The sequence below is a fragment of the Psychrobacter sp. Ps7 genome, from assembly GCF_022129225.1.
In the GTDB taxonomy this organism is placed as follows: domain Bacteria; phylum Pseudomonadota; class Gammaproteobacteria; order Pseudomonadales; family Moraxellaceae; genus Psychrobacter; species Psychrobacter immobilis_A.
This window is the reverse complement of the sequence record NZ_JADQAH010000009.1, coordinates 25533-45840: the sequence shown is the minus strand read 5'-3', so window position 1 is coordinate 45840 and position 20308 is coordinate 25533. Positions and strand designations below refer to the sequence as shown.

General features: G+C 41.9%; 18 protein-coding genes. 7 read left to right on the top strand and 11 right to left on the bottom strand.

Annotated features, from left to right (window positions below):
• Positions 1-144: 144 nt before the first annotated feature.
• A complete protein-coding gene (locus I3257_RS05050; protein ID WP_238049018.1) occupies positions 145-783 on the top strand; it encodes an NAD(P)H-binding protein in 639 nt (212 codons plus the stop codon).
• 120 nt (positions 784-903) lie between these two features.
• Here I3257_RS05050 and epmA read toward each other — a convergent pair whose 3' ends face one another.
• The 3 genes from epmA to I3257_RS05035 all read right to left on the bottom strand — a co-directional run bounded on the left by epmA (position 904) and on the right by I3257_RS05035 (position 4312).
• Complete coding sequence (gene epmA / locus I3257_RS05045; RefSeq protein ID WP_238049017.1) at positions 904-1929, bottom strand: EF-P lysine aminoacylase EpmA; 1026 nt, start codon at positions 1927-1929, stop codon at positions 904-906.
• Positions 1930-2001: 72 nt separating this feature from the next.
• Entirely contained in the window at positions 2002-3114 is a 1113-nt protein-coding gene (locus I3257_RS05040) for a 4-phosphoerythronate dehydrogenase (RefSeq protein ID WP_238049048.1), read from the bottom strand.
• A 70-nt stretch (positions 3115-3184) separates the two neighbouring features.
• Complete coding sequence (locus tag I3257_RS05035) at positions 3185-4312, bottom strand: AI-2E family transporter (protein WP_045455346.1); 1128 nt, start codon at positions 4310-4312, stop codon at positions 3185-3187.
• Between the two features lie 807 nt (positions 4313-5119).
• Here I3257_RS05035 and I3257_RS05030 point away from each other — a divergent pair.
• Both I3257_RS05030 and I3257_RS05025 read left to right on the top strand, forming a co-directional pair.
• A complete protein-coding gene (locus I3257_RS05030; protein ID WP_238049016.1) occupies positions 5120-6811 on the top strand; it encodes an NAD+ synthase in 1692 nt (563 codons plus the stop codon).
• Positions 6812-7058: 247 nt separating this feature from the next.
• Positions 7059-8333 carry a hemolysin family protein gene (locus I3257_RS05025; protein ID WP_055123481.1) on the top strand — a complete coding sequence of 425 codons (1275 nt, stop codon included), beginning with the start codon at positions 7059-7061 and terminating at the stop codon, positions 8331-8333.
• Positions 8334-8344: 11 nt separating this feature from the next.
• On the opposite strand, the gene I3257_RS05020 is transcribed toward I3257_RS05025, so the two are convergent.
• Complete coding sequence (locus I3257_RS05020; RefSeq protein ID WP_269135325.1) at positions 8345-9061, bottom strand: YggS family pyridoxal phosphate-dependent enzyme; 717 nt, start codon at positions 9059-9061, stop codon at positions 8345-8347.
• 397 nt (positions 9062-9458) lie between these two features.
• On the opposite strand from I3257_RS05020, the gene I3257_RS05015 reads away from it, so the two are divergent.
• Positions 9459-10514: a type IV pilus twitching motility protein PilT gene (locus tag I3257_RS05015; RefSeq protein WP_045443495.1), complete on the top strand. Its 1056-nt coding sequence runs from the start codon at positions 9459-9461 to the stop codon at positions 10512-10514.
• Positions 10515-10682: 168 nt separating this feature from the next.
• Entirely contained in the window at positions 10683-11804 is a 1122-nt protein-coding gene (locus I3257_RS05010) for a PilT/PilU family type 4a pilus ATPase (RefSeq protein ID WP_055123483.1), read from the top strand.
• Positions 11805-11953: 149 nt separating this feature from the next.
• Here I3257_RS05010 and fur read toward each other — a convergent pair whose 3' ends face one another.
• Positions 11954-12388, bottom strand: coding sequence for a ferric iron uptake transcriptional regulator (fur, locus tag I3257_RS05005; RefSeq protein ID WP_045443492.1), 435 nt, complete (start codon positions 12386-12388; stop codon positions 11954-11956).
• A gap of 327 nt (positions 12389-12715) precedes the next feature.
• On the opposite strand from fur, the gene bamE reads away from it, so the two are divergent.
• Positions 12716-13135: an outer membrane protein assembly factor BamE gene (gene bamE / locus I3257_RS05000; RefSeq protein ID WP_238049015.1), complete on the top strand. Its 420-nt coding sequence runs from the start codon at positions 12716-12718 to the stop codon at positions 13133-13135.
• 44 nt (positions 13136-13179) lie between these two features.
• On the opposite strand, the gene I3257_RS04995 is transcribed toward bamE, so the two are convergent.
• The 4 genes from I3257_RS04995 to I3257_RS04980 all read right to left on the bottom strand — a co-directional run bounded on the left by I3257_RS04995 (position 13180) and on the right by I3257_RS04980 (position 16480).
• Complete coding sequence (locus I3257_RS04995) at positions 13180-13560, bottom strand: RnfH family protein (RefSeq protein WP_055123485.1); 381 nt, start codon at positions 13558-13560, stop codon at positions 13180-13182.
• Positions 13548-14690, bottom strand: coding sequence for a hypothetical protein (locus I3257_RS04990; protein WP_238049014.1), 1143 nt, complete (start codon positions 14688-14690; stop codon positions 13548-13550). The genes I3257_RS04995 and I3257_RS04990 overlap by 13 nt, the downstream gene beginning before the upstream one ends.
• Positions 14691-15137: 447 nt before the next feature.
• The gene (locus tag I3257_RS04985) at positions 15138-15806 is read right to left on the bottom strand and encodes a c-type cytochrome (protein ID WP_045443487.1); all 669 of its coding nucleotides are present in this window, start codon (positions 15804-15806) and stop codon (positions 15138-15140) included.
• A gap of 338 nt (positions 15807-16144) precedes the next feature.
• Positions 16145-16480 (bottom strand): c-type cytochrome, encoded by a 336-nt coding sequence (locus I3257_RS04980; protein WP_201552675.1) that lies wholly within the window; start codon positions 16478-16480, stop codon positions 16145-16147.
• Between the two features lie 409 nt (positions 16481-16889).
• Between I3257_RS04980 and yihA the strand changes: the two genes are divergently transcribed.
• Positions 16890-17678, top strand: a complete 789-nt coding sequence (gene yihA / locus I3257_RS04975; RefSeq protein ID WP_201539847.1) for a ribosome biogenesis GTP-binding protein YihA/YsxC — start codon at positions 16890-16892, stop codon at positions 17676-17678.
• A gap of 163 nt (positions 17679-17841) precedes the next feature.
• Here the strand turns inward: yihA and I3257_RS04970 are convergent, their stop codons facing one another.
• Together I3257_RS04970 and I3257_RS04965 are read right to left on the bottom strand one after the other, a co-directional pair.
• Complete coding sequence (locus tag I3257_RS04970) at positions 17842-18555, bottom strand: HAD-IA family hydrolase (protein ID WP_238049013.1); 714 nt, start codon at positions 18553-18555, stop codon at positions 17842-17844.
• A 120-nt stretch (positions 18556-18675) separates the two neighbouring features.
• Positions 18676-19686, bottom strand: coding sequence for an RluA family pseudouridine synthase (locus I3257_RS04965; RefSeq protein WP_201552671.1), 1011 nt, complete (start codon positions 19684-19686; stop codon positions 18676-18678).
• Positions 19687-20308 lie beyond the last annotated feature (622 nt).

Genomic DNA, 20308 nt, shown 5'->3' with positions numbered 1-20308 from the left:
TCTTATCCACTTTGCAAACTGTATACACGACATAACCAAACACTATGCAATCGGCACGCTTCATAACGAAGTATGCCGTTTTTTCTTGATACGCTATAGTCAGTTTTTACAACAACGATAACGTATATAAGAATAGGAATGACAATGAAAATTTTAGTAATTGGGGCAAGTGGTAGAGTGGGAACGGATTTGGTCAAGCAGCTATTAGCGGATAACCATCAAGTTATTGGCACGACACGCCAAAAAGAAAAATTGTTTACCAATGACAATTATAGCCAACTAGATTTAGATATTACTGCCGAAAAAGAGGCTATACAAAAACAAATTGCTCAAGACATTGACGCTGTCTATTTCGTTGCAGGGTCTGGCGGTAAGGACGTCTTAGAAGTAGATTTACATGGGGCGGTCAAGACCATGCAAGCCGCAGAGGACAAAGGCATTAAGCGCTATATTATGCTTAGCACCGTCTTTTCGTTAGACACCAGCAAATGGGACAATGCTGGTATTGCTGACCTAAAAGAATACTATATCTGCAAACACTATGCGGATCAGTGGTTGATTAATAATAGTAGCCTTGACTACACCATCGTTCAAGCAGGGGCGCTAAAAGAGCGCGAAGCAACTGGTAAAGTCACTGTTAACGATGATAATGCTGGAGAAAATTCAATTGCCGATGTGGCGACTACTCTGGCAGCCGTCCTAAATGCCAATAATACCGTCAAGAAAGTGTTTAGTATGCATAACGGTGAGACTGCGATTGATGAAGCGATTGCAAAATTATAAGAATCAACTTTACAGCGATTAAAACGAAAAAAGCGAGTAAGCCTAATGAGTTACTCGCTTTTTTCTAATAGGCTCGTCAAATAAATAAGTGGCAACTATATTAAGTCTATCAATAATCGACTAAGCCAAACCGCTTGGAAAAGAAATCACATCTTCTAAGCTATTCGCGCCTGTGATTACCATGAGTAATCTATCAATACCAACGGCGATACCGCTACAGGGAATTAAAGCATCAGACGCTGCTAATAAATGCTCATCGATTGGCATTTGTGGCAGGTTATGACGCTTACGCAGTTGATTGTCTTGCTCAAACCGTTCTCTTAACGCTTGTCCATCTGCTAGCTCATCATAAGCGTTGGCAATCTCAATGCCATTGATATACAGCTCGAAACGTTTAGCGACTGTATTGCCCTCTTTATCAACCGCTGTTTTTGCCAGTGCAGCCGTGGCAGGTGGATATTCTATAATCAAGGTCGGTAAGTCGTGACCTAAGTTTGGCTCGACCGCATGACTAAACAGCAAATCCAGCCAGCTTTGACGAATATCTGCTTCGCCATCTTCTGTGTTAGCCAAGTCGCTATTAAAATCAAAACCTGTCAAACCCTTATCTTCTGCTACTGCTTGCAAGGCATCAAGGCTAGCTGTTAGCGGATGTATGCCGACAAAATCCATAAACGCATCAACATAGCGGTAATGACTCATTACCACTGAATGTCCATAAAGCGCCGCTAATAATTCACCTAATTCAGCCGCCATATCATCCAGACTATAATTCGGCTGATACCACTCAAGCATGGTAAATTCGATATTATGGCGTACGCCTATTTCGTTATCTCGAAATACGGAGCAAATTTGATATATAGGCACTTGCCAGCTGGCAAGTAAACGCTTCATAGCAAACTCAGGTGAAGTATGCAGATAATAAGTATAGGGGTTATCTTGATACGTCACTTGCGCAGCGACTGATTGTAAGAAAGTATCAGTATTGCCAGCCTGCGATAGTAGCGGTGTTTGCACTTCAAGCACTTGATGCGTGGCAAAAAACTGACGAACGGTGCTCATCAAGTGCGCACGCTGCTGAGCCATTGCCAATGTCATGGTCGGCGCATAGCTGGGTTTTGAAGAAGAGTTACTTGCTTGGGTCATTATTATTTACTGCAATTAAAGGATAAGAATAAGTTCTCAGATGCTACTTTAGGGTTGAAGGCTACCTAACTTTTACCACTGCCACTCACGGCGTAAGTGATAATCTCGGCGCAACTGATCAAAGTCAACACCCTTTACTTGACCGTCAGCCAGCTTGCTTCTTAGTGCAGCATCATCGTGCATGATGTCATAAAATTTCTGTAATCTGTCTGGATGTGCTTTTAACTCAGACCAGAGATAAGTATTGAGCGGTAGCAACTGATGCATCGACAATACAGGCAAGACTGCTAACTTTTCACAGAGCGCATCATAGATAATTTGCGTACCACGCAGCTTACCTTCGACCGTATAGCCTGCGATATGCGGAGTAGCGATAGCCAGTTTGGACAATAAGTGCTCAGAAATCTCTGGTTCAAACTCAAACACATCGAGCACTACTTGGCGATCTGTGCGTTCAATATCTGCTTCTAAATCACGCGCATTAATGACTGGTCCGCGCGCACTGTTAATCAGCAAAGTATGCGCAGGCATCATGGCCAATGTATCTGCATCAATGAGATGCCGTGTTGGATAATTGCCGCCTCTAGGGTGCACATCACCCTTCTCGTCTGTCAGAGGTACATGCAAACTAACCACATTGCTTTGGCTAAGCACTTGCTCAAGGCTGGCATTATTCGTATTCGATGCAGGCAGTAGTGGATCATAGCCTAGTACTTGCCAGCCTAAATCATTGGCATACTGAGCGAGCGTACTACCAATATTACCAAGTCCGATGATGCCCAATGTTAATGGCTTCGTGGATTGCTGCCAATAGTGCGGACGCAACGTCAAAATCGCCGTCAAGACATACTGCGCAACAGAATGCTTGCTACATCCAGCCGCATTGGCGAAAGTGATATTTCGCGCCGCCAAATAGTCTTGATCGACATGATCGGTACCGATAGTCGCTGAACCAACAAATTTTATGCTGTTATTATTGGCTAGCAATGCCTCGTCTACTGGCGTCACCGAGCGTATCAACAGCACATCAGGTTGTAATTCTGCGAGCAACTGCGCATTGATATCGCGTCCAGCGACGGTGATTATATTGACCGTCTGCTCAGATACCTGTCCAAGCATCGAAGCATTAAAAAACGCATCCAAGCTCGCGATATTGCTATCGGCCACGATAGTAATGCTGTCAATAGAGTTCGCTCTATTTTGCATAGCGTTTGCAGTATCCTTATTTAACATGACTATGTGCCTCTACGTGCCTCTACTCTGATTCATTGACTGGTGGCAACGTTTGGTTGTCAGACAACACCAAATCCTGCGGAGCAAATATCTCATTTTTATGCTGCGATATCCATTCTCGCCATACCGCCAATCCGATGGCTAGCACCACAGGACCGATAAACAAACCAACAAAGCCAAAAGCTGTTAGACCACCTAATACACCAATAAAAATAATAATAAAAGGGATTTTGGTCGCGCCACTAATCACAATAGGACGGATGAGATTGTCAACCCAGCTGATAACCAAAGTGCCCCATAGTGCCAAGCCAATCCCTTCTACAGTATGACCTTGGCTTAACAACCAAATGGATACACCGCCCCAGACAAATGGCGTGCCAAACGGAATCAGGGCGATAATAAAGGTTACGATAGTGAGTAAGATAGGACTTGGTGCACCAGCGAAGTAGTAACCCACACCTGCGAGCAGTGCTTGTGCCAATGCCGTCAAACCAATGCCATAAACCACCGCACGCGTGGTCGTACCCACAGAATCAATATAGCCATCAATGCGATTGCCAATGATATTACGCAGTGCTTGGCGAATTTGACGCACCAAACTGGTACCATCACGATAAAAGAAAAACAACGTCATCAGGGCCATACCTAACTTGGCAAGACCGCTAAACACCACATCAAATGCTACTTTGCCATAATATAAATGTGACTGTACCCAAATACGAAACGCCTCTAACGTCCCTTCTGGGTTTTTATTGATTCTCCACAGCACATCTTTCACTTGCTGACCGATGATAGGCATATCTTTGATAGAATCAGGCACATCTAAATAGCCCACTTTTATACGATAAATCAAGTTACTGATTAGGCTCAAGGCTTCTTGCTGTAGAATAAAAACACCGATAACCAGTGGCACACCTATCATTAAGGAGATACTCACCGTCATAATAGCAGCGCTAAAATTAGGACTCAGCTTTACTTTTTCATAAAAAAAGTTATAAATAGGAAAGGTAACATACGCTAAAATCGCCGCCCATAATGCGGGTACAATAAAAAACTGTACCACTTGAAAACACAGTACGAACAGCACCACCAACAGAGTAATAGCCAATAAGCGCTGAATAATAAATTCTTTTGTCCAATTTTCAATCATAGCGTATAAACCAAGAGCAGACAGCAAAGATCTATCGCGACCTTGCTGGCAAGTTTATAAATGTGTGATGAATATCAACTCACAGACGGTGCCTATAAAAAGACCCTGTCCATTAGCGGTATTCATTAGCGAGGGGTGTAAACAATCAGTGCCAGTAAACCTGCTTTGAGAGCATCAAATCGTAGCATACCGTAACATACTTACGGACGATAGCTTTGACTAACGCAAGATAAATATTAAGCGATTATCACGGCTTATTATGCCGTAAAATACGACAATGATATAACGATATGTTGTAATCTTTACTTACAACTTTCTCTGTATAAGCTTACTAGATGATGACATTAATAGATAGAAGTTGACACATAGATTTAACATGTAAAAACAAGGCACTAAAAGGATATTTTACATTCATACTGTAAACTGACCTATTGAAAGGTAATTCACTGGCGCGTTCTATTTGCAACGATAATTGATGCTATACTAAAGCAATTATTTTAAGCTTTTTAATAGCATTAAATTCGTTTGTTCTTATTTATTTGGATCATTCTACATATATAACATTTTTCAGACGATGCGCTACAGCCCTCTTTTATCATCCTTCTATAGACTATCATAAGATCAAACCTGTAGAGGGGCGTTACAACGTTGGATACTGTGCGTAAGCAAGCTCATCACCTCGGTTCACTATTAGAATTCGATATGACAGAGTGCTATTTTGAGTGAATTTCGGACTTACTTTGATTTTATTTTAAATCAACAACGACCCAACAAATTTTAAACCATATATCGATAGGAACAATAACAATGTCAAAAGACAATGATAATCCCAATATAACTCCCTCAACTGAGGCCAGTAAGACCAATAAAACCCAAGAAACCGTTACTTTTGCGTTGGCTCAGTCGCATTTTTTGGTTGGTGATATCACTGCCAATGCTGAAAAAATGCGTGCACTCGCATTGCAAGCTCGCGAGCAAGGTGCGGATGTCATTATTTTCCCAGAACTTGCTTTATTAGGTTACCCACCGCAAGATTTATTACTACGCCCAAGCTTATCTGGTCGCATCAAAAGCGCCTTGTCTACTTTAAGTGATATCGATGACATCGTGATGATTGTCGGTTATCCACATGTCGACCATCATGGTACTTTCAACTCTGCTGCTATCTTGCATAATGGTCATCAAAAAGGCTTTTATCATAAGCAAATTTTGCCAAATTATGGCGTATTTGATGAGCGTCGTTATTTTGATAAAGGTCGTAACCAAGTTTTATTTGACTATAAAGGCATCACAATCGGTCTGCTCATCTGTGAAGACTTGTGGGAAAAAGGCCCTATTGCCGAGCTCAAAAAGCAAGGTGCTGATCTGATTATTAGCTTGAACGCCTCACCTTTTGAGATCGAAAAACAAGACAATCGTAAAACGATGCTGGCCAAGCGTAGCCGTGAAAATAATTTGCCTATCGTGTATGTCAACGCCGTTGGCGGTCAAGACGACTTGGTATTTGACGGTGGTTCTATGGCGGTGCAAGCTGATGGTAGCGTTGCCCACGAAGCACCACGTTTTATGAATCAGTTACTTCTTGCCACTTTAGACGTCAAAACTGCTAAGTTTAATAGTCAAACTAAAGCGCCATTAACACTGAGCCGTGAGTCAGAGATGTATCAAGCACTGGTCGTTGGCCTGCGTGATTATGTCAACCATTCAGGATTCACTGGTATTATCCTCGGCCTATCAGGTGGTATTGATTCTGCCTTAACGCTATGTATCGCTGTTGATGCTTTGGGTGCTGACAAGGTATATGCGGTAATGATGCCTTATGAATATACTTCTCAGATTAGTCTAGAAGATGCTCAAGCACAGGCTCGCCGCTTAAATGTTTCTTATACGGTTTGTCCTATTTTCGATGCAGTTGAAGGCATCCGTCATACCTTAGCCCCACTATTTAACAAATCGCCAGCAGACACCACTGAAGAAAATATCCAAGCGCGTGCGCGCGGTGTGATACTGATGGCGCTGTCCAATAAGTTTGGGCACTTGGTCATCACCACTGGTAATAAGTCTGAGTTAGCAGTCGGCTATTCGACATTATATGGTGATATGGCAGGCGGCTTTGATGTGTTAAAAGACGTTTATAAGTCGCAGGTTTATAAATTGGCCAGTTATCGCAACCGCTTGGAAGACACCCCTGTCATCCCTGAGCGCGTCATCACTCGCCCGCCATCTGCTGAGTTACGCCCAGACCAAAAAGACCAAGACAGCTTGCCTGACTATGATGTATTAGATGGCATCTTAATGTCATACATCGATGAAGACATGGGCTATCAAGACATTATCAATAAAGGGTTTGACGCTGAACTGGTCGCAAAAGTCATCCAGATGGTAGACAATAGCGAATATAAGCGTTTACAAGCGCCAATCGGTACCAAAATTAGCCATAAAGCCTTTGGACGTGAACGCCGTTATCCATTAGTGAATAAATGGTCAGTAAAAGGCTAAATTAGATTAACCATTGTTGCTTGCCCTACTTTTATTATGTAGAACGCGAGCAACATGGTTAATTTAATACTTTTATAAAAAATCAAGTTTATTATAATTAGCTGGGTGCTTACCCAGCTTTTTTAGTTTCTATAAACCGATTTTTAATGCCAAGCTGTTATAAACAACACTTTCTTTTTGTACTTCTAACCCATTCATTCTTTAACTTCAATTATTTTAATCCCTATATTTTTTTACCGAGTATGTCATGAGTTTGCTAACCGCTAGTATCTTTCTTCTTTTATTGCTTGCCCTCAGTGCCTTTGTATCGGCTGCCGAAATTGCCATCGCTGCTGGTCGCAAAATTAAGCTACAAATCATGGCAAAAGAAGGGGATGTCCGCGCATTTGACGTCCTTAAAATGCAAGAGCACCCTGGCAGTTTTATTACTGTCGTACAAGTGGTTTTGAATGCCGTCGCTATCTCGGCTGGTGCGGTAGGTGAGTCAGCTATTAGCCCTTATCTAGAGCTTTTGGTGAAGAATGAAGCAGTGTCATCCGTCATATCATTTGTGCTGATCACCAGTTTGTTTTCTCTGCTCGCTGATTTGATGCCCAGACGATTGGCGATGTCAAACACTGAAGCTATCGCTGTACGTCTCGTACGACCAATGATGCTATTGATTTTTATATTCAAACCCGTGATTTGGATATTTGATGGTGCAGCAAATGTCATCTTTGAATTACTGGGTATTTCAACCATACGGCAAGACGATATGACGCCAGAAGATATTTATGCTGTCATGGATGCTGGTGCTGAAGCTGGTGTGCTCAAAAAACAAGAACATCATCTGATAGAAAATATCTTTGACATGCAAGAGCGCACCGTAACGTCGGTGATGAATCCACGTGAAAATATTGTTTATTTTGATACCAAAACGAGCACTGAAAAAGTCGTTGAAGTGATGATTGAACAACCACATAACAAGTTTTTGGTCTGTCAGGAAGATGACCTAGAGCACATTATTGGTTATGTAGAGTCGCGCAGCTTTTTGGCATTGGTTCTTAACCAGCAAGAGGTCAGCTTAACTGACAAAGCCCTACTCAAACCTGCACTCTTCGTTCCTGATACCTTGTCCTTGTTTGAAGTATTAGAGATGTTTAAATCTACAGGCGCTGACTTTGCCGTCATCGTGAATGAGTATGGATTGGTAGTGGGTGTCATCACGCTCAAGGATGTGATGAGTATCGTCATGGGGGAGCTTGTCACCTTGGAGGAGCAGCCCATTGTTCAACGTACTGACAACTCGTGGCTAATCGATGGTATGACTCCTATCGAAGACGTCGTACGCGCTTTAGATATCGTTGATCTGCCACGCAGTCAGAACTATGAAACCATCAGTGGCTTTATGATGTACATGCTACGCAAGATTCCAAAGAAAACCGATACTATCGAATATGCCAATTATCGATTTGAAATTATCGCAACGGACAATCTCAAAATCACTCAGATGCTGGTGACCAGAATGGATGAGACTGTCTGATAAATAAAAGTTTAAGCTCGTGCGCCAAATATGGCGCTACCAACGCGCACCATCGTCGAACCACTGGCTATCGCCTCTGTCATATCACCGCTCATGCCCATGCTCAGTGTATCCCAAGCATCTAGCTCTGCATGAGTCTCTTTAATCTCATCAAATAACTGCTTGGTACGGGTAAAAGCATCCGTACCTCCCTTAGCAGGAATAATCATCAAACCACGCAGCTGTAACCTGTCATACCCCTTGATAGCAGTTATCAAATCAGGTAGCTGTGCTGGCAGGCAGCCTGATTTGCTTTCTTCGTTATCGATATTCAACTGAATCAATACATTCAGTGGGGGTAGCTCAGCTGGGCGCTGGTCGTTTAGGCGTTGAGCAATAATGTCACGCTCAACCGTTTGTACCCAATCGAAATGCTCAGCAATATCGCGGGTCTTATTGCGCTGGATACTACCAATATAATGCCAAACAATGCCTTTAGTTTCTGGCTGTCGTTTTAGCGTATCGATTTTTTCGATGGCTTCTTGCAAATAATTTTCACCAAAGTGCTGCTGTCCTTGCTGAGCCAAAGTAGCAATCATATCAGCTGGTTTGGTCTTAGAAACTGCCAGCAACGTCACACTATCTGCTTGTCGTGCCGCATGCTCACACGCTTGAGTCATTTGCTTGCTCACTTGCTGCCAGCTCGCAATAAGATTTTGGCTATCAATATTATTTTTTATTTCTTTCATATATTACTCACAAGAATAATTTAATCCATTTTTTAATCAGTCACTTTTAATGACTTCTATTTTTACTCAATTCTATAATGAACTTTTATTAATTAGGGTTAAACTTTTTATAAATGTCTTTCAATATAAAAAATCAACAAGTATCAATCTATAAATCGACACTCATAATGACTAATTTTACATTTTATCGGTGTAGTAGATGGTTAATTGTCGGTAGTCTTGTTATTATATTGTTACATGGTTTAACATATGCTACTGAATATAATAGTAATGGTAAAGACCATCGCTACTCCTTTATTAACGTGACCGACTTTAATCAGATCGTTTATCGATTGATAATCACTCCCCTTTTTTGCTCTTTTGTCCTACCCTTATTGATTGATAGGAATATCCGATTATGGCTGAAAAAAACAATTTAAGCATCGAAGACTTGCTGCGCTTTACGGTTAAGCATAAAGCATCAGATTTACATATTTCAGCCGGTATGCCAGCAATGATACGTGTTGATGGTGAAATGACCCGTATTAATATGCCAGAGATGACTCATCAGGTTGTGCATCAGCTTATTTATGACATCATGAACGATAAGCAGCGCGCTGACTTTGAAGAATTTTATGAGACGGATTTCTCTTTTGAGATTCCCAATCTAGCACGTTTTCGGGTAAACGCCTTTAATCAAAACCGTGGGGCGGGCGCTGTCTTTCGTACCATTCCATCTAAAGTCCTAACGATGGAAGACTTAGGGATGGGAGATGTGTTTAAGCGCGTGTCAGACTTTAAACGTGGCGTGGTATTGGTCACGGGTCCGACAGGTTCTGGTAAGTCCACAACGCTGGCTGCCATGATTGACTATATCAACGAGAGCCGTAAAGAGCATATTTTAACTATTGAAGATCCGATCGAATTTGTTCACGACTCCAAAAAGAGCTTGATTAACCAGCGTGAGGTGCACCGCGATACCTTAGGTTTCGAGCCTGCATTGCGCTCTGCGCTACGTGAGGATCCCGATGTGATTTTGGTCGGTGAGCTACGTGACCTTGAGACCATTCGCTTGGCATTGACAGCAGCAGAGACTGGTCACTTAGTGTTTGGTACCCTACACACCAGTTCAGCCGCTAAAACCATTGACCGTGTCATTGATGTATTCCCCGCCGCAGAAAAAGACATGATTCGGGCGATGCTATCAGAGTCACTCCAAGCCGTTATTTCACAAACGCTTTTGCGTCGTCAAGCAGGCGGACGTGTAGCAGCACATGAAATCATGCTCGGCACACCCGCTATCCGTAACTTGATACGTGAGAATAAAATCGCTCAAATGTACTCTGCTATCCAAACAGGTGCAGGTGAAGGTATGATTACGCTGGATCAAACGCTCAAAAACCTAGTAGCAAAAGGCACCATTAGTAAAGACGTAGCCCGTCCTTATGCCAAACAGCCTGAGGCATTCTTGTAATATTATTAATCGTGCGTCACTGGCTTATAATAATTGACGATTGATGTGTGAGTCCATAATACAAGCATTCATGAGCCATGATATGCCTTACTTTTATTGCTACTGGCGATTTTTAAAACATGATTTTAAATACTTTTTTAATCGATTTACATCGAATGCAGGTACGATATGGACATTGATAAACTATTGCAGTTAATGATCAATAAAAATGGCTCGGACCTTTTTATTACCGCTGATGTAGCGCCTTCCATGAAAGTGAATGGCAAAATTTTGCCTGTTGGTAAAACGCCTTTAACCGCTGAGCAAACCATGCGATTGGTCAAAGGCGTCATGACACCAAACCAGCAAAAAGAGTTTGAAGAGACCAACGAGTGCCAATTTGCCATTGCTGATGAAGCACAGCAAGCACGTTTTCGGGTCAGCGCCTTTATACAGCGTGATATGGCAGGGATGATTTTACGGAAAATTGAAAATAAAATTCCGACTGTCGAAGAGCTGCGTTTGCCGCCCGCGTTAAAAGAGTTGGCAATGAAAAAACGCGGTATCATTCTGCTAGTGGGTGCAACGGGTACAGGTAAATCAACGACCCTTGCTTCTATGATCGGACACCGTAATCAAAACTCGCATGGTCACATCATTACCATCGAAGATCCTATCGAGTTTGTCCATAAACATCGTGGTTGTATTATTACCCAGCGTGAAGTTGGTATCGATACCCACTCATTTGAAGCAGGCCTAAAAAACACGTTACGCCAAGCACCTGATGTTATCTTGATTGGTGAGATTCGTAACCGTGAGGTCATGAGCTACGCGATCCAGTACGCAGAAACAGGCCATCTAGTGTTTGCAACGTTGCACGCCAACAATGCCAACCAAGCGATTGACCGTATCATTCACTTTTTTGAAACCAGTCGCCACAATCAGTTATTCATGGATTTGTCGCTCAACTTGCAAGCCATTATTGCACAGCAGCTCATTCCCACTCCTGATGGTAAAGGACGCCGTGCGGCTATTGAGATTTTATTGAACTCACAGCTGATTAGTGACTATATCCGTAAAGGCGAGGTTCATGAAATCAAAGATGTCATGACACGATCGCGGGATAGCGGTATGCAAACCTTTGATCAGGCTCTTTTTGACTTATATGAGCAAGGAGAAATCACCTATAAAGAAGCCATTCTTCATGCTGACTCTCCTAATGATTTACGCCTAAAAATCAAACTTAGCAGTAAGAACGGCACAGCCAATCTGGATGAAGGTGCGGATAACTTATCATTAGATATCAGTTAAGCGTGGCTTTTGAGCGTTGTTATTCGTTTTTGCCATAAAAACTTATAAGAAAGCCCTCATATTATTATGAGGGCTTTTCCTATTTTATATGTGGCGATAACGCACTAAAAATAATATCAAATATAGAGCATGCTCACCAATTAAAAAAATTACTTGATGCTATCCCGACACTCTTGGTCATTACAAATACCGTATAGCACCAATGAATGACCTGATAACTTAAATCCGTGCTTTTCTGCGACTTTAAGTTGCTCTTCTTCTATGACTTCGTTATGAAACTCTATAATCTTGCCACAAACGTCACAAACCAAATGGTCATGATGGCCTTCTTGGGTAATTTCAAACACCGATAAATTATTTTCGAAGTTATGACGCTCGACGATACCAGCCTGTTCAAATTGCGTCAGCACTCGGTAGACAGTCGCTAAACCCACATCCTCACCTTGCTCTATCAGTGCCTTATAAACCTCCTCAGCACTCATATGATGCAACTCTGCACTCTCTAGTAGCTCTAAAATCTTGATGCGAGGTAAAGTGACTTTTAATCCCGCTTTACGTAAATCTTGATTGGTAAAAGAAGCCATAATATCCCTTCTGACTGTGACAGTCTTAGCAAATAAAGAACCAAAAATATGAGATAAATAATCGTTAACGATTATTTTTTATAGTATATGAAACATTTTAATAACAGCAGACTGGCTGATTTGACCTGATTTCCAAGCCTGTTATTTTCTATAATAATCCTAACGCAAGTCTATGAATTTAAAATATAAATAATAAAATGACTCAGGTAGCATTTGGTAAATAATGTCGTAAGTGGTAGGAAATTGCAAGTAAATGACGTATCATTTGTCCAAGATTGTCGGCCAGACTCGCATTAACAACCTCTGGCTGCGCCTAATTCATTTCTTATGAGTCATCTTACCATGATAAAGACATTAACTTTTCGTCCGTTAAGCCCTGCAAGCGTATTACGCAAGATTGTCATAACCAGTATGCTTAGCGCTACTGTCGCTATGTCTGGCTGCTCATTATTGAGTGTTTATAAGATTGATTTGCCACAAGGCACTGCCATCACTCAAGCACAAGCGCAAAAACTGCAAGTGGGTATGAATCAAAACCAAGTCCTTTATATCCTTGGTAGCCCAGCTATTAGAGACACCTTAGAACCTAAGCGTTGGGATTATATTTACGATTACAAAGCAGGGACAGAAGGTAGCCGCAAGGGTATTGCTGATGTCAAAAATGCCAGTCAGCACTTAATTATCTACTTTGATAATAATGGTTTGGTCAATCGTATTGAAGGTATCGAAAACCTACCTGCCTCATAATCAAGAACGGCAACTGGCTTTAATGATAGATGGCGCAACATCGCTTAAACTCGAGATTTATTTTTGCGCTGAGACATGGGATCAGCGCTTAAGCTGCGATATACTTCGATACGATCAAAAGGCTGCAAGCGATAGCTGAGCGGCTGTTTTTGTGCATAGATACCCACATGCCAACGCTTCGCCGTTGGCGTGGTAATATCTGCCACTTGCTCACACCAACGTGCTAACGCTGGAAATTTCACCAACCATCCTGCCTGCCTCAATGCCTCATACAAACTTGTTTCATTATTAACCTGTAAGGTTAAATAATGCTGACATTTTGCATCTTCAGCATATGCCAAATAAACAGTCATTAGCATGGTCTGCTCAGATGACGGCGCACAATTATTATCAGATTGAATGCCATTAGCGGTTAACTCAACCACTGCATCACCCAACCTATCAATGCCAATAGCAGTGCTAGTGGCACAATCAAACGAATCGCTATTCGCCATAAGTTATAAAACGCTTCATTGCCAAAATTTAATGACTTACGCAGATGACTAATTTTCATCTGCCAACCCGCAAAGATAGACAGCAATAATACCGCTATGCTGCTAATAATCACTAAAAGTCCGACCAGCCAAACAGTTGGTATGATAACGACTAATAAAAGCGCCAAGACAAAGGTTAATACCAAACTGACCAGTAGTCCAAACTTGTGCGCTAATTGCTGGGTACTATAATGCAGCAAATAGCTGGCGACAAATAACACCCCTATCCAATACGATAGCTGTCCAATCGGTGGCAATGCCATGCCACTAATAGATAACGCCACAACCCCAACGATCAATTGCAATATCCAAATCGGGAGTACCAATTTGGTTGCCCGATACTCACTCGGCGCACGGCTGCGAGCAGGTTTTTGTGCATTGATATTGTCCGTGTCTACCGCTGTTGCCACTTGGTTCGTTACCAAGTTTTGACCAAACCAGTATAAGCCTGTGCCTGCACCCACACTAACCAACGCTAACGCGACTGCACGTGCCCATTCATTTAAGCTGATATCAGTCATCGCAAAGTCAATATTGGGTAGGCCATTTGCCACGCCGAGCAATAAGCCTATCACCATTAATCCCAGGCCAATCGGTAACGGTGCAACGCCCAATAAACTGAGTAACACAGCAATGACCATAAGGCCAGCAGCGATCGCAAAATCTGGTATAGCAGGAGCGCTATTAAGCTCCGTCAATGCCTCCAAAATACCTGTGCTCGCGCCTGAGATCACTAACGCCGCAATCAGAATAGAGACCAGCGCGGCGAGCCACCCAAAACTACGCCATATTGGGCTGGCATCTGCTTCGCGAGTAAGCTTTTGCATCCCTGCTAATGGTGCATCGACACTACGATAGGCTAAGGCAATTTCCGCATAAACAACGGGCAAGGATACCAATACCATCGCCAATAGCCAGAGTAACCAAAAGTCAATCTCACCAATGGATGCTGGTGCAAACCAACGAAACAGCAGTAGCGGTAGCAGTGCCGCGATAAAATAAGAAGCATAACGGATCATCATAATCTAAATCCAAACGATCTAATACCTTTCACAAAAATGAGAATAGCTAGGAAAACGAGTGTCCGTACTACGCATTGTAGACGAAACAAGTTTGACAGCGCAAATCATAGTCTGTGGGTTTGGTATAAAGTGAATAACGATAATTTATCATGATACAGAGCAACGATAGGCCTCTGTAAGCAGTTTTATTTTATATAGTCGATTCCATTTAAAAGAAGCACAAGGTAACCAGAAGCAAATGTATATTCAATACTTCAAGCGAGGTTAATGCGGCAGACTCTTTTATAATGGAATGACTATAAGGTCTCTATAATATAAGGGATGAACAGTTATAAAAAAACCCCGAAATCGGGGTTTAATAATGAAACAATGGCGGATATATGGTCAAGTGCTTATTAATTTCAGTGATGCAAGGTGTATTAGGCACTCGTAGCTGATACCAATGAATTAGTGAACAGCACTGATATAGTCTGACAAGATACGAATATCACGATCCGATAGTTTCGATGCGACTGTCTGCATCATACCCATATCGCCTTCTTTCGCAGCATCATTGACACGTTTTTGCTCATCACTATCAACATCATCAACACGGCCAGCCGCACGGAAGAGTTTTAGCTGAGTTGCGATGTACTGTGCATGCTGACCACCTAAGCGTGGAAATGCCGCCCAAGTATTACCAGCAGCATCTGGACCATGACAGCCTGCACAACCGATGACCCCGCGTGACTTATCACCACCTAAGAATAGCTTAGTGGCTTCTTGGTTGGTCGCAGGATTACCAAATCCAACACCCCAAGGTGCTTGGCTAGCATAATAACCAGCCACGTTGGCTAAATCTTGCTGCGATAAATTTGCAACTTGTGATTGCATAATACCGTTCTTGCGATAACCTGCTTTAAAGTTGACCAACTGTTTGTAAAGATACTTTACGTTTTGGCCACCCAAGTTAGGCTGCGCAGGGACAACACTGACACCATCAACACCATGACAAGCAGCACAAACCGTTTCTGCAATTTGCTTACCGGCATTGACGTCGTACTCAGGAACAATAATAGCAGCTTGTACGCTGAAACTTGCAACGCATAAGCTGGCAGCAGCGATTAACTTTTTCATTGATACAAATCCTACTAGCTCGGCGTAAGCATTATTTAGAGTGATTGCACTGATAAGATCCCTCATATAAACCACCCTACTATTGGTTAGGTAGGTATATGTTTTAAGGTCTTGGCCACAAGCAGTCTGAAAGTACTTACTAACATCAGGGTTTATTTTCGATTATTATAGCAAGACTTTGTAGCATTTGCCTACTTAATCGTCACATCCATCAGTTTTTCTAACACATAGACAAGTATGCCAACAAAAAACAAAAAGCGCTTACAGGCTAAAAAACCCAGCGCTTTTTTAAGTTGTTTTATAGTGTGTCGTATTGTGTTGCTTTATCGGTCAGCGTCTCACTTACTCATGTACTCAATCAACTTACGATAATCATCGTCGCTACAGCTGTTACAAAGACCACCAGCAGGCATCTGCGTCATACCACTTTTGACGGAATTGATAAGTGTCGGCATGCTTTTTTGTTTGATAAGCTGTTGCCATTTGGCACTATCACCTTTTTTGATGGCGTTCAGCGCCCCACTATCGTGACAGGCAGCACATGAGTTATCATAGGTGGCTGCAATATCAGCAGCATTAGCGCTAGTCATGATAGCACTACTGAGCAGTAATACCGCTCCGCTACCTACTAAAACTCGATAGGTCTGGCTAAAAAATGCATTGATTGAAACCATAGAACACCTCCTTTTGATGCTTCTCTCGTTTAATCAATCTTGCTATTAAACGTCGTTCGTTCAGTATATCTTATTAAACATTGTAACAATGTATGTCGTATAAATATAGATAAATATAGTTTGGCTTTGGTAACGTATGAACAAAAGCGGCAACTTGCTCTAATGAGCGCTTATTTTAATGGTATTCTGTCATTTATGTGATGCTAATCATAGTTATTTCAATAAGTAAGATAAGTAATAGTATAGAATAGTCGGTAACTTGAAATGACTGTGTTTATGACCAATAAACATTGAAAGTTATGATGAATAACTTCGTAACGATTTTTTGTCTAATGCACTGTCTTCTCGACAACCAGTTGATTAAAATTTTATAACCGTATCCAATTTCTTAAAGATTAATGAGCCATTTATGAGTACCCCGTTTACTGATGTCGCCGCCGAACATGCATTGTTCAACACTAAATCTCGTCAAAAAATTCAGCAAACTGAGTTTATGATGTCAGCGCCTACTTTTCGTCTCTGCCCACCCGATATGGGCTTAGAAGTTGCCTTTGCAGGACGCTCAAACGCAGGTAAATCCTCTGCTATTAATGCCTTAACCAACCAACGCCAACTCGCACGCTCATCTAAAACGCCTGGTCGCACGCAGATGATTAACTTTTTTAGTATTGGTGATGCTGATAGGCGTTTGGTGGATTTGCCAGGTTATGGCTACGCAGCCGTACCGCTTGAGATGAAAAAAGAATGGCAGGTTGAACTAGAAGAATACTTGGTGGCGCGCTCAAGCCTTGCAGGTTTGGTGCTCATGACTGATATTCGTCATCCATTGAAGTTCTTTGACGAGCAAATGCTACGTTGGGCAAATGATGGTGAACTGCCGGTGCATATCTTATTAACCAAAGCAGATAAGCTAAAGTATGGCGCATCTAAAAATGCGTTACTTAATACTCGTAAAAGACTAAAAGAACTGGGATTGAACTGTAGCATTCAGCTATTTTCAGCACTAAGAAAAGAAGGTCTTGATGAGCTGGCTGGTGTCATGGGCAACTGGTATGAGTATCAGCTCGATGCAGACAAAATCATTGAATCCTCTTTTGCGTTACTAGAAGGCGCTGAGTTGGAAGAAGCGATCGAAAAAGATAACATCGAAAAAGACGCTATTGAAAAGGAAAGTACTCAGAAGGATAGCACTCAATAAGGATAGTGCTCAATAAGGATAGTGCTCAAAAATAAAACAAATAAATATCATCGTCTCCAAGTAAAAAGGGTTTATCATTATTATCGATAAGCCCTTTTTTTATTATCATTTTTTAGCATTCAAAAATTTTTTTATTGAAGCACCTTTATTTAAGTGCTTTTAGTTAAGCACATAGAAGCTCAGCCAACGCTTGTGGCGTGTCAACCTGATAAGAGGGTTGCTGTGCGGCGAGCTCTGTAGGTGATGCTGTACCATAATTCACCGCAATACTGGTCATGCCCAGTCTCGTTGCCATTTGGATATCGTAGATACTGTCACCGATGAAAACAGCATTGGCGATTTGCTGCTGCGTATAATCCAAAATATCGGTCAACATCTGCGGGTCAGGTTTTGAGCCTGCCTCATCGGCACAGCGGGTCATCACAAAATAATGGTGGCTCTCTGAAGCATCTAATACGCGGTCTAAGCCCTTTCGCTTTTTACCAGTTGCAACCGCGAGACTTTTACCTTGGGCTTGTAGGGTCTGCAACATCCCTTCTATCGGCGCAAAAAGCGGTGTACTGTGGCTGTTGGCAATATAGTGGTCTGCATAGTTTTGCTGAATCGCAAGCTTTTGCGTGTCATTGGCTTGCGGATACAAAATCTCAATGCCATTCATTAAGCTCAGCCCAATGATGTCTTGTACAGCTTTATCGGTGGTCTGGAACCCATGCGCCTCTCCTGCCACATGCATTGACTCAACGATTAATCCAATGGAATCCATCAGCGTCCCATCCCAATCAAAAATAATCAGCGTCTTATCCGCTAAACGATGGCTGGCTGATAACTGAGTTCCTTTGGAAGCGCTAGAGATACTAGCGACAGATTGATTGCTCATAAATAGACCTTAACGAATATCAATAATAAATGGTAGATACGAAAACGTCACGGCGACTTATTAAGAAAAATAAGCGTTCGTGACGTTTAAAGTTAATGCTTAAAAATTTTATTTGGCGACTTATTCAGGCAATTTAATTTGCTCTGGCAACCAATCTGCCATGTCATCTGGTAGCGGTGCAGTAATAGTTTCATAGCCTGGAATGTCTAAACGCCACGCATGCAGACACAGGCGATGGACGCCTGATTTATCATGCACATTATATTTATCATCACCCAAGATAGCGTGACCAATATGAGCCAAATGCACACGGATTTGATGAGTGCGACCGGTCAGTGGTTTGGCTTCAATTAAACTAACTGGCTGATCAGCAATCATAAAACGACCATGAACGACGATATCCGTATGGCTTTCTTTAGATTGTGGGTCTTGCGCATCTACTTTGACGCGGCGTTCACCACTAGCAACTGTATAGCGTAGCAATGATGCATCAATGCGTTGCTCATTTAATGCTGGCTGACCTTTAGCGATACATAAGTAATGCTTTTGGATGGTTTTATCGACGAGATGCTGTTGCAACGCTTTTAACGCTGAGCGTTTTTTAGAAATCATCAATAGACCTGAGGTGTCTTTATCAATGCGATGTATCAGCTCTAGGTATTTTTTACCTGTCACTTCACGCATGGCTTCGATAACACCAAAGTCCAAACCACTCCCACCGTGAACGGCGATGCCAGAAGGCTTATTCAGTACTAACATTCCTTCGTCTTCATATACTACGCGCGCTAACAAGCTTTTAGCAAACTCGGCACTGATAATTGGTTTTTCGCGGGTAGCAAGTACCACTGGCGCGATACGTACCACGTCTTCACGCTGTACTCTGTCGTGCGCTTTGCAGCGTTTATTATTGACCCGAATCTCATCTGAGCGAATCATTTTATAGATATGCGGTTTTGGCAGACCTTTTAAACGGTTCAGTAAGAAATTATCCAAGCGCTGATCGTGTTGATGGCGGGTTACTTCAAGATAGTTTACCTTACCAAAGTTGCTGATTTCATCATCAGCGCTTTGCGGGCGTGTTTTACTATTAAAAATAGCAGGGGCTTCATGGGTAGGTGCGTCGTCAGTCATTTTTGGCTTCGTCATTTTTAGTTAGGTATTTACAGAAAGATTTGCTATAGTTTAGCATGTTGAGCGACAATTAAGCAGAGACTGCAGCAATAATCATTGTTGTTGTCCTAAATAGCGCATTACCATTTTTACGAACTTTTAGTGAAAAGGTATTAGCGGTATACCCTGCCAACATTGTATGTTTAATCGGATTTTAGGGCGCAGTATCTGTTTAGAAATATCACTTGTAGATATTTATAGATATGTCCCCATAAATTGTAAAATGAAAGTATCGTACTGACTTTACTCAGTACCATAGAATAAATAGTGACACTAAATACCTTTGTGTTCATAAATTCAGCGTTGATAAGTTTGGCTAAGCGCCTGTTTATTGACCGATAATGACACTACATTGACTCACAACCTGCATGACAACGACTTTATTTGATAATTATTCATGATTTAATGACTGGTTATCTGGCGGTCCTTTACGCAAGTGTAGTTGAGCAAGTATGGGTTGTTTAGCATTAGGATCGAGAAGTATATCGATAGCTGCCTACGTATTGGTGGTCAAACAGATAACGATAAAAAAGATATGAATACAGCACCACACCGATAGTTTGGTCATTTATTCTGTTTGCCA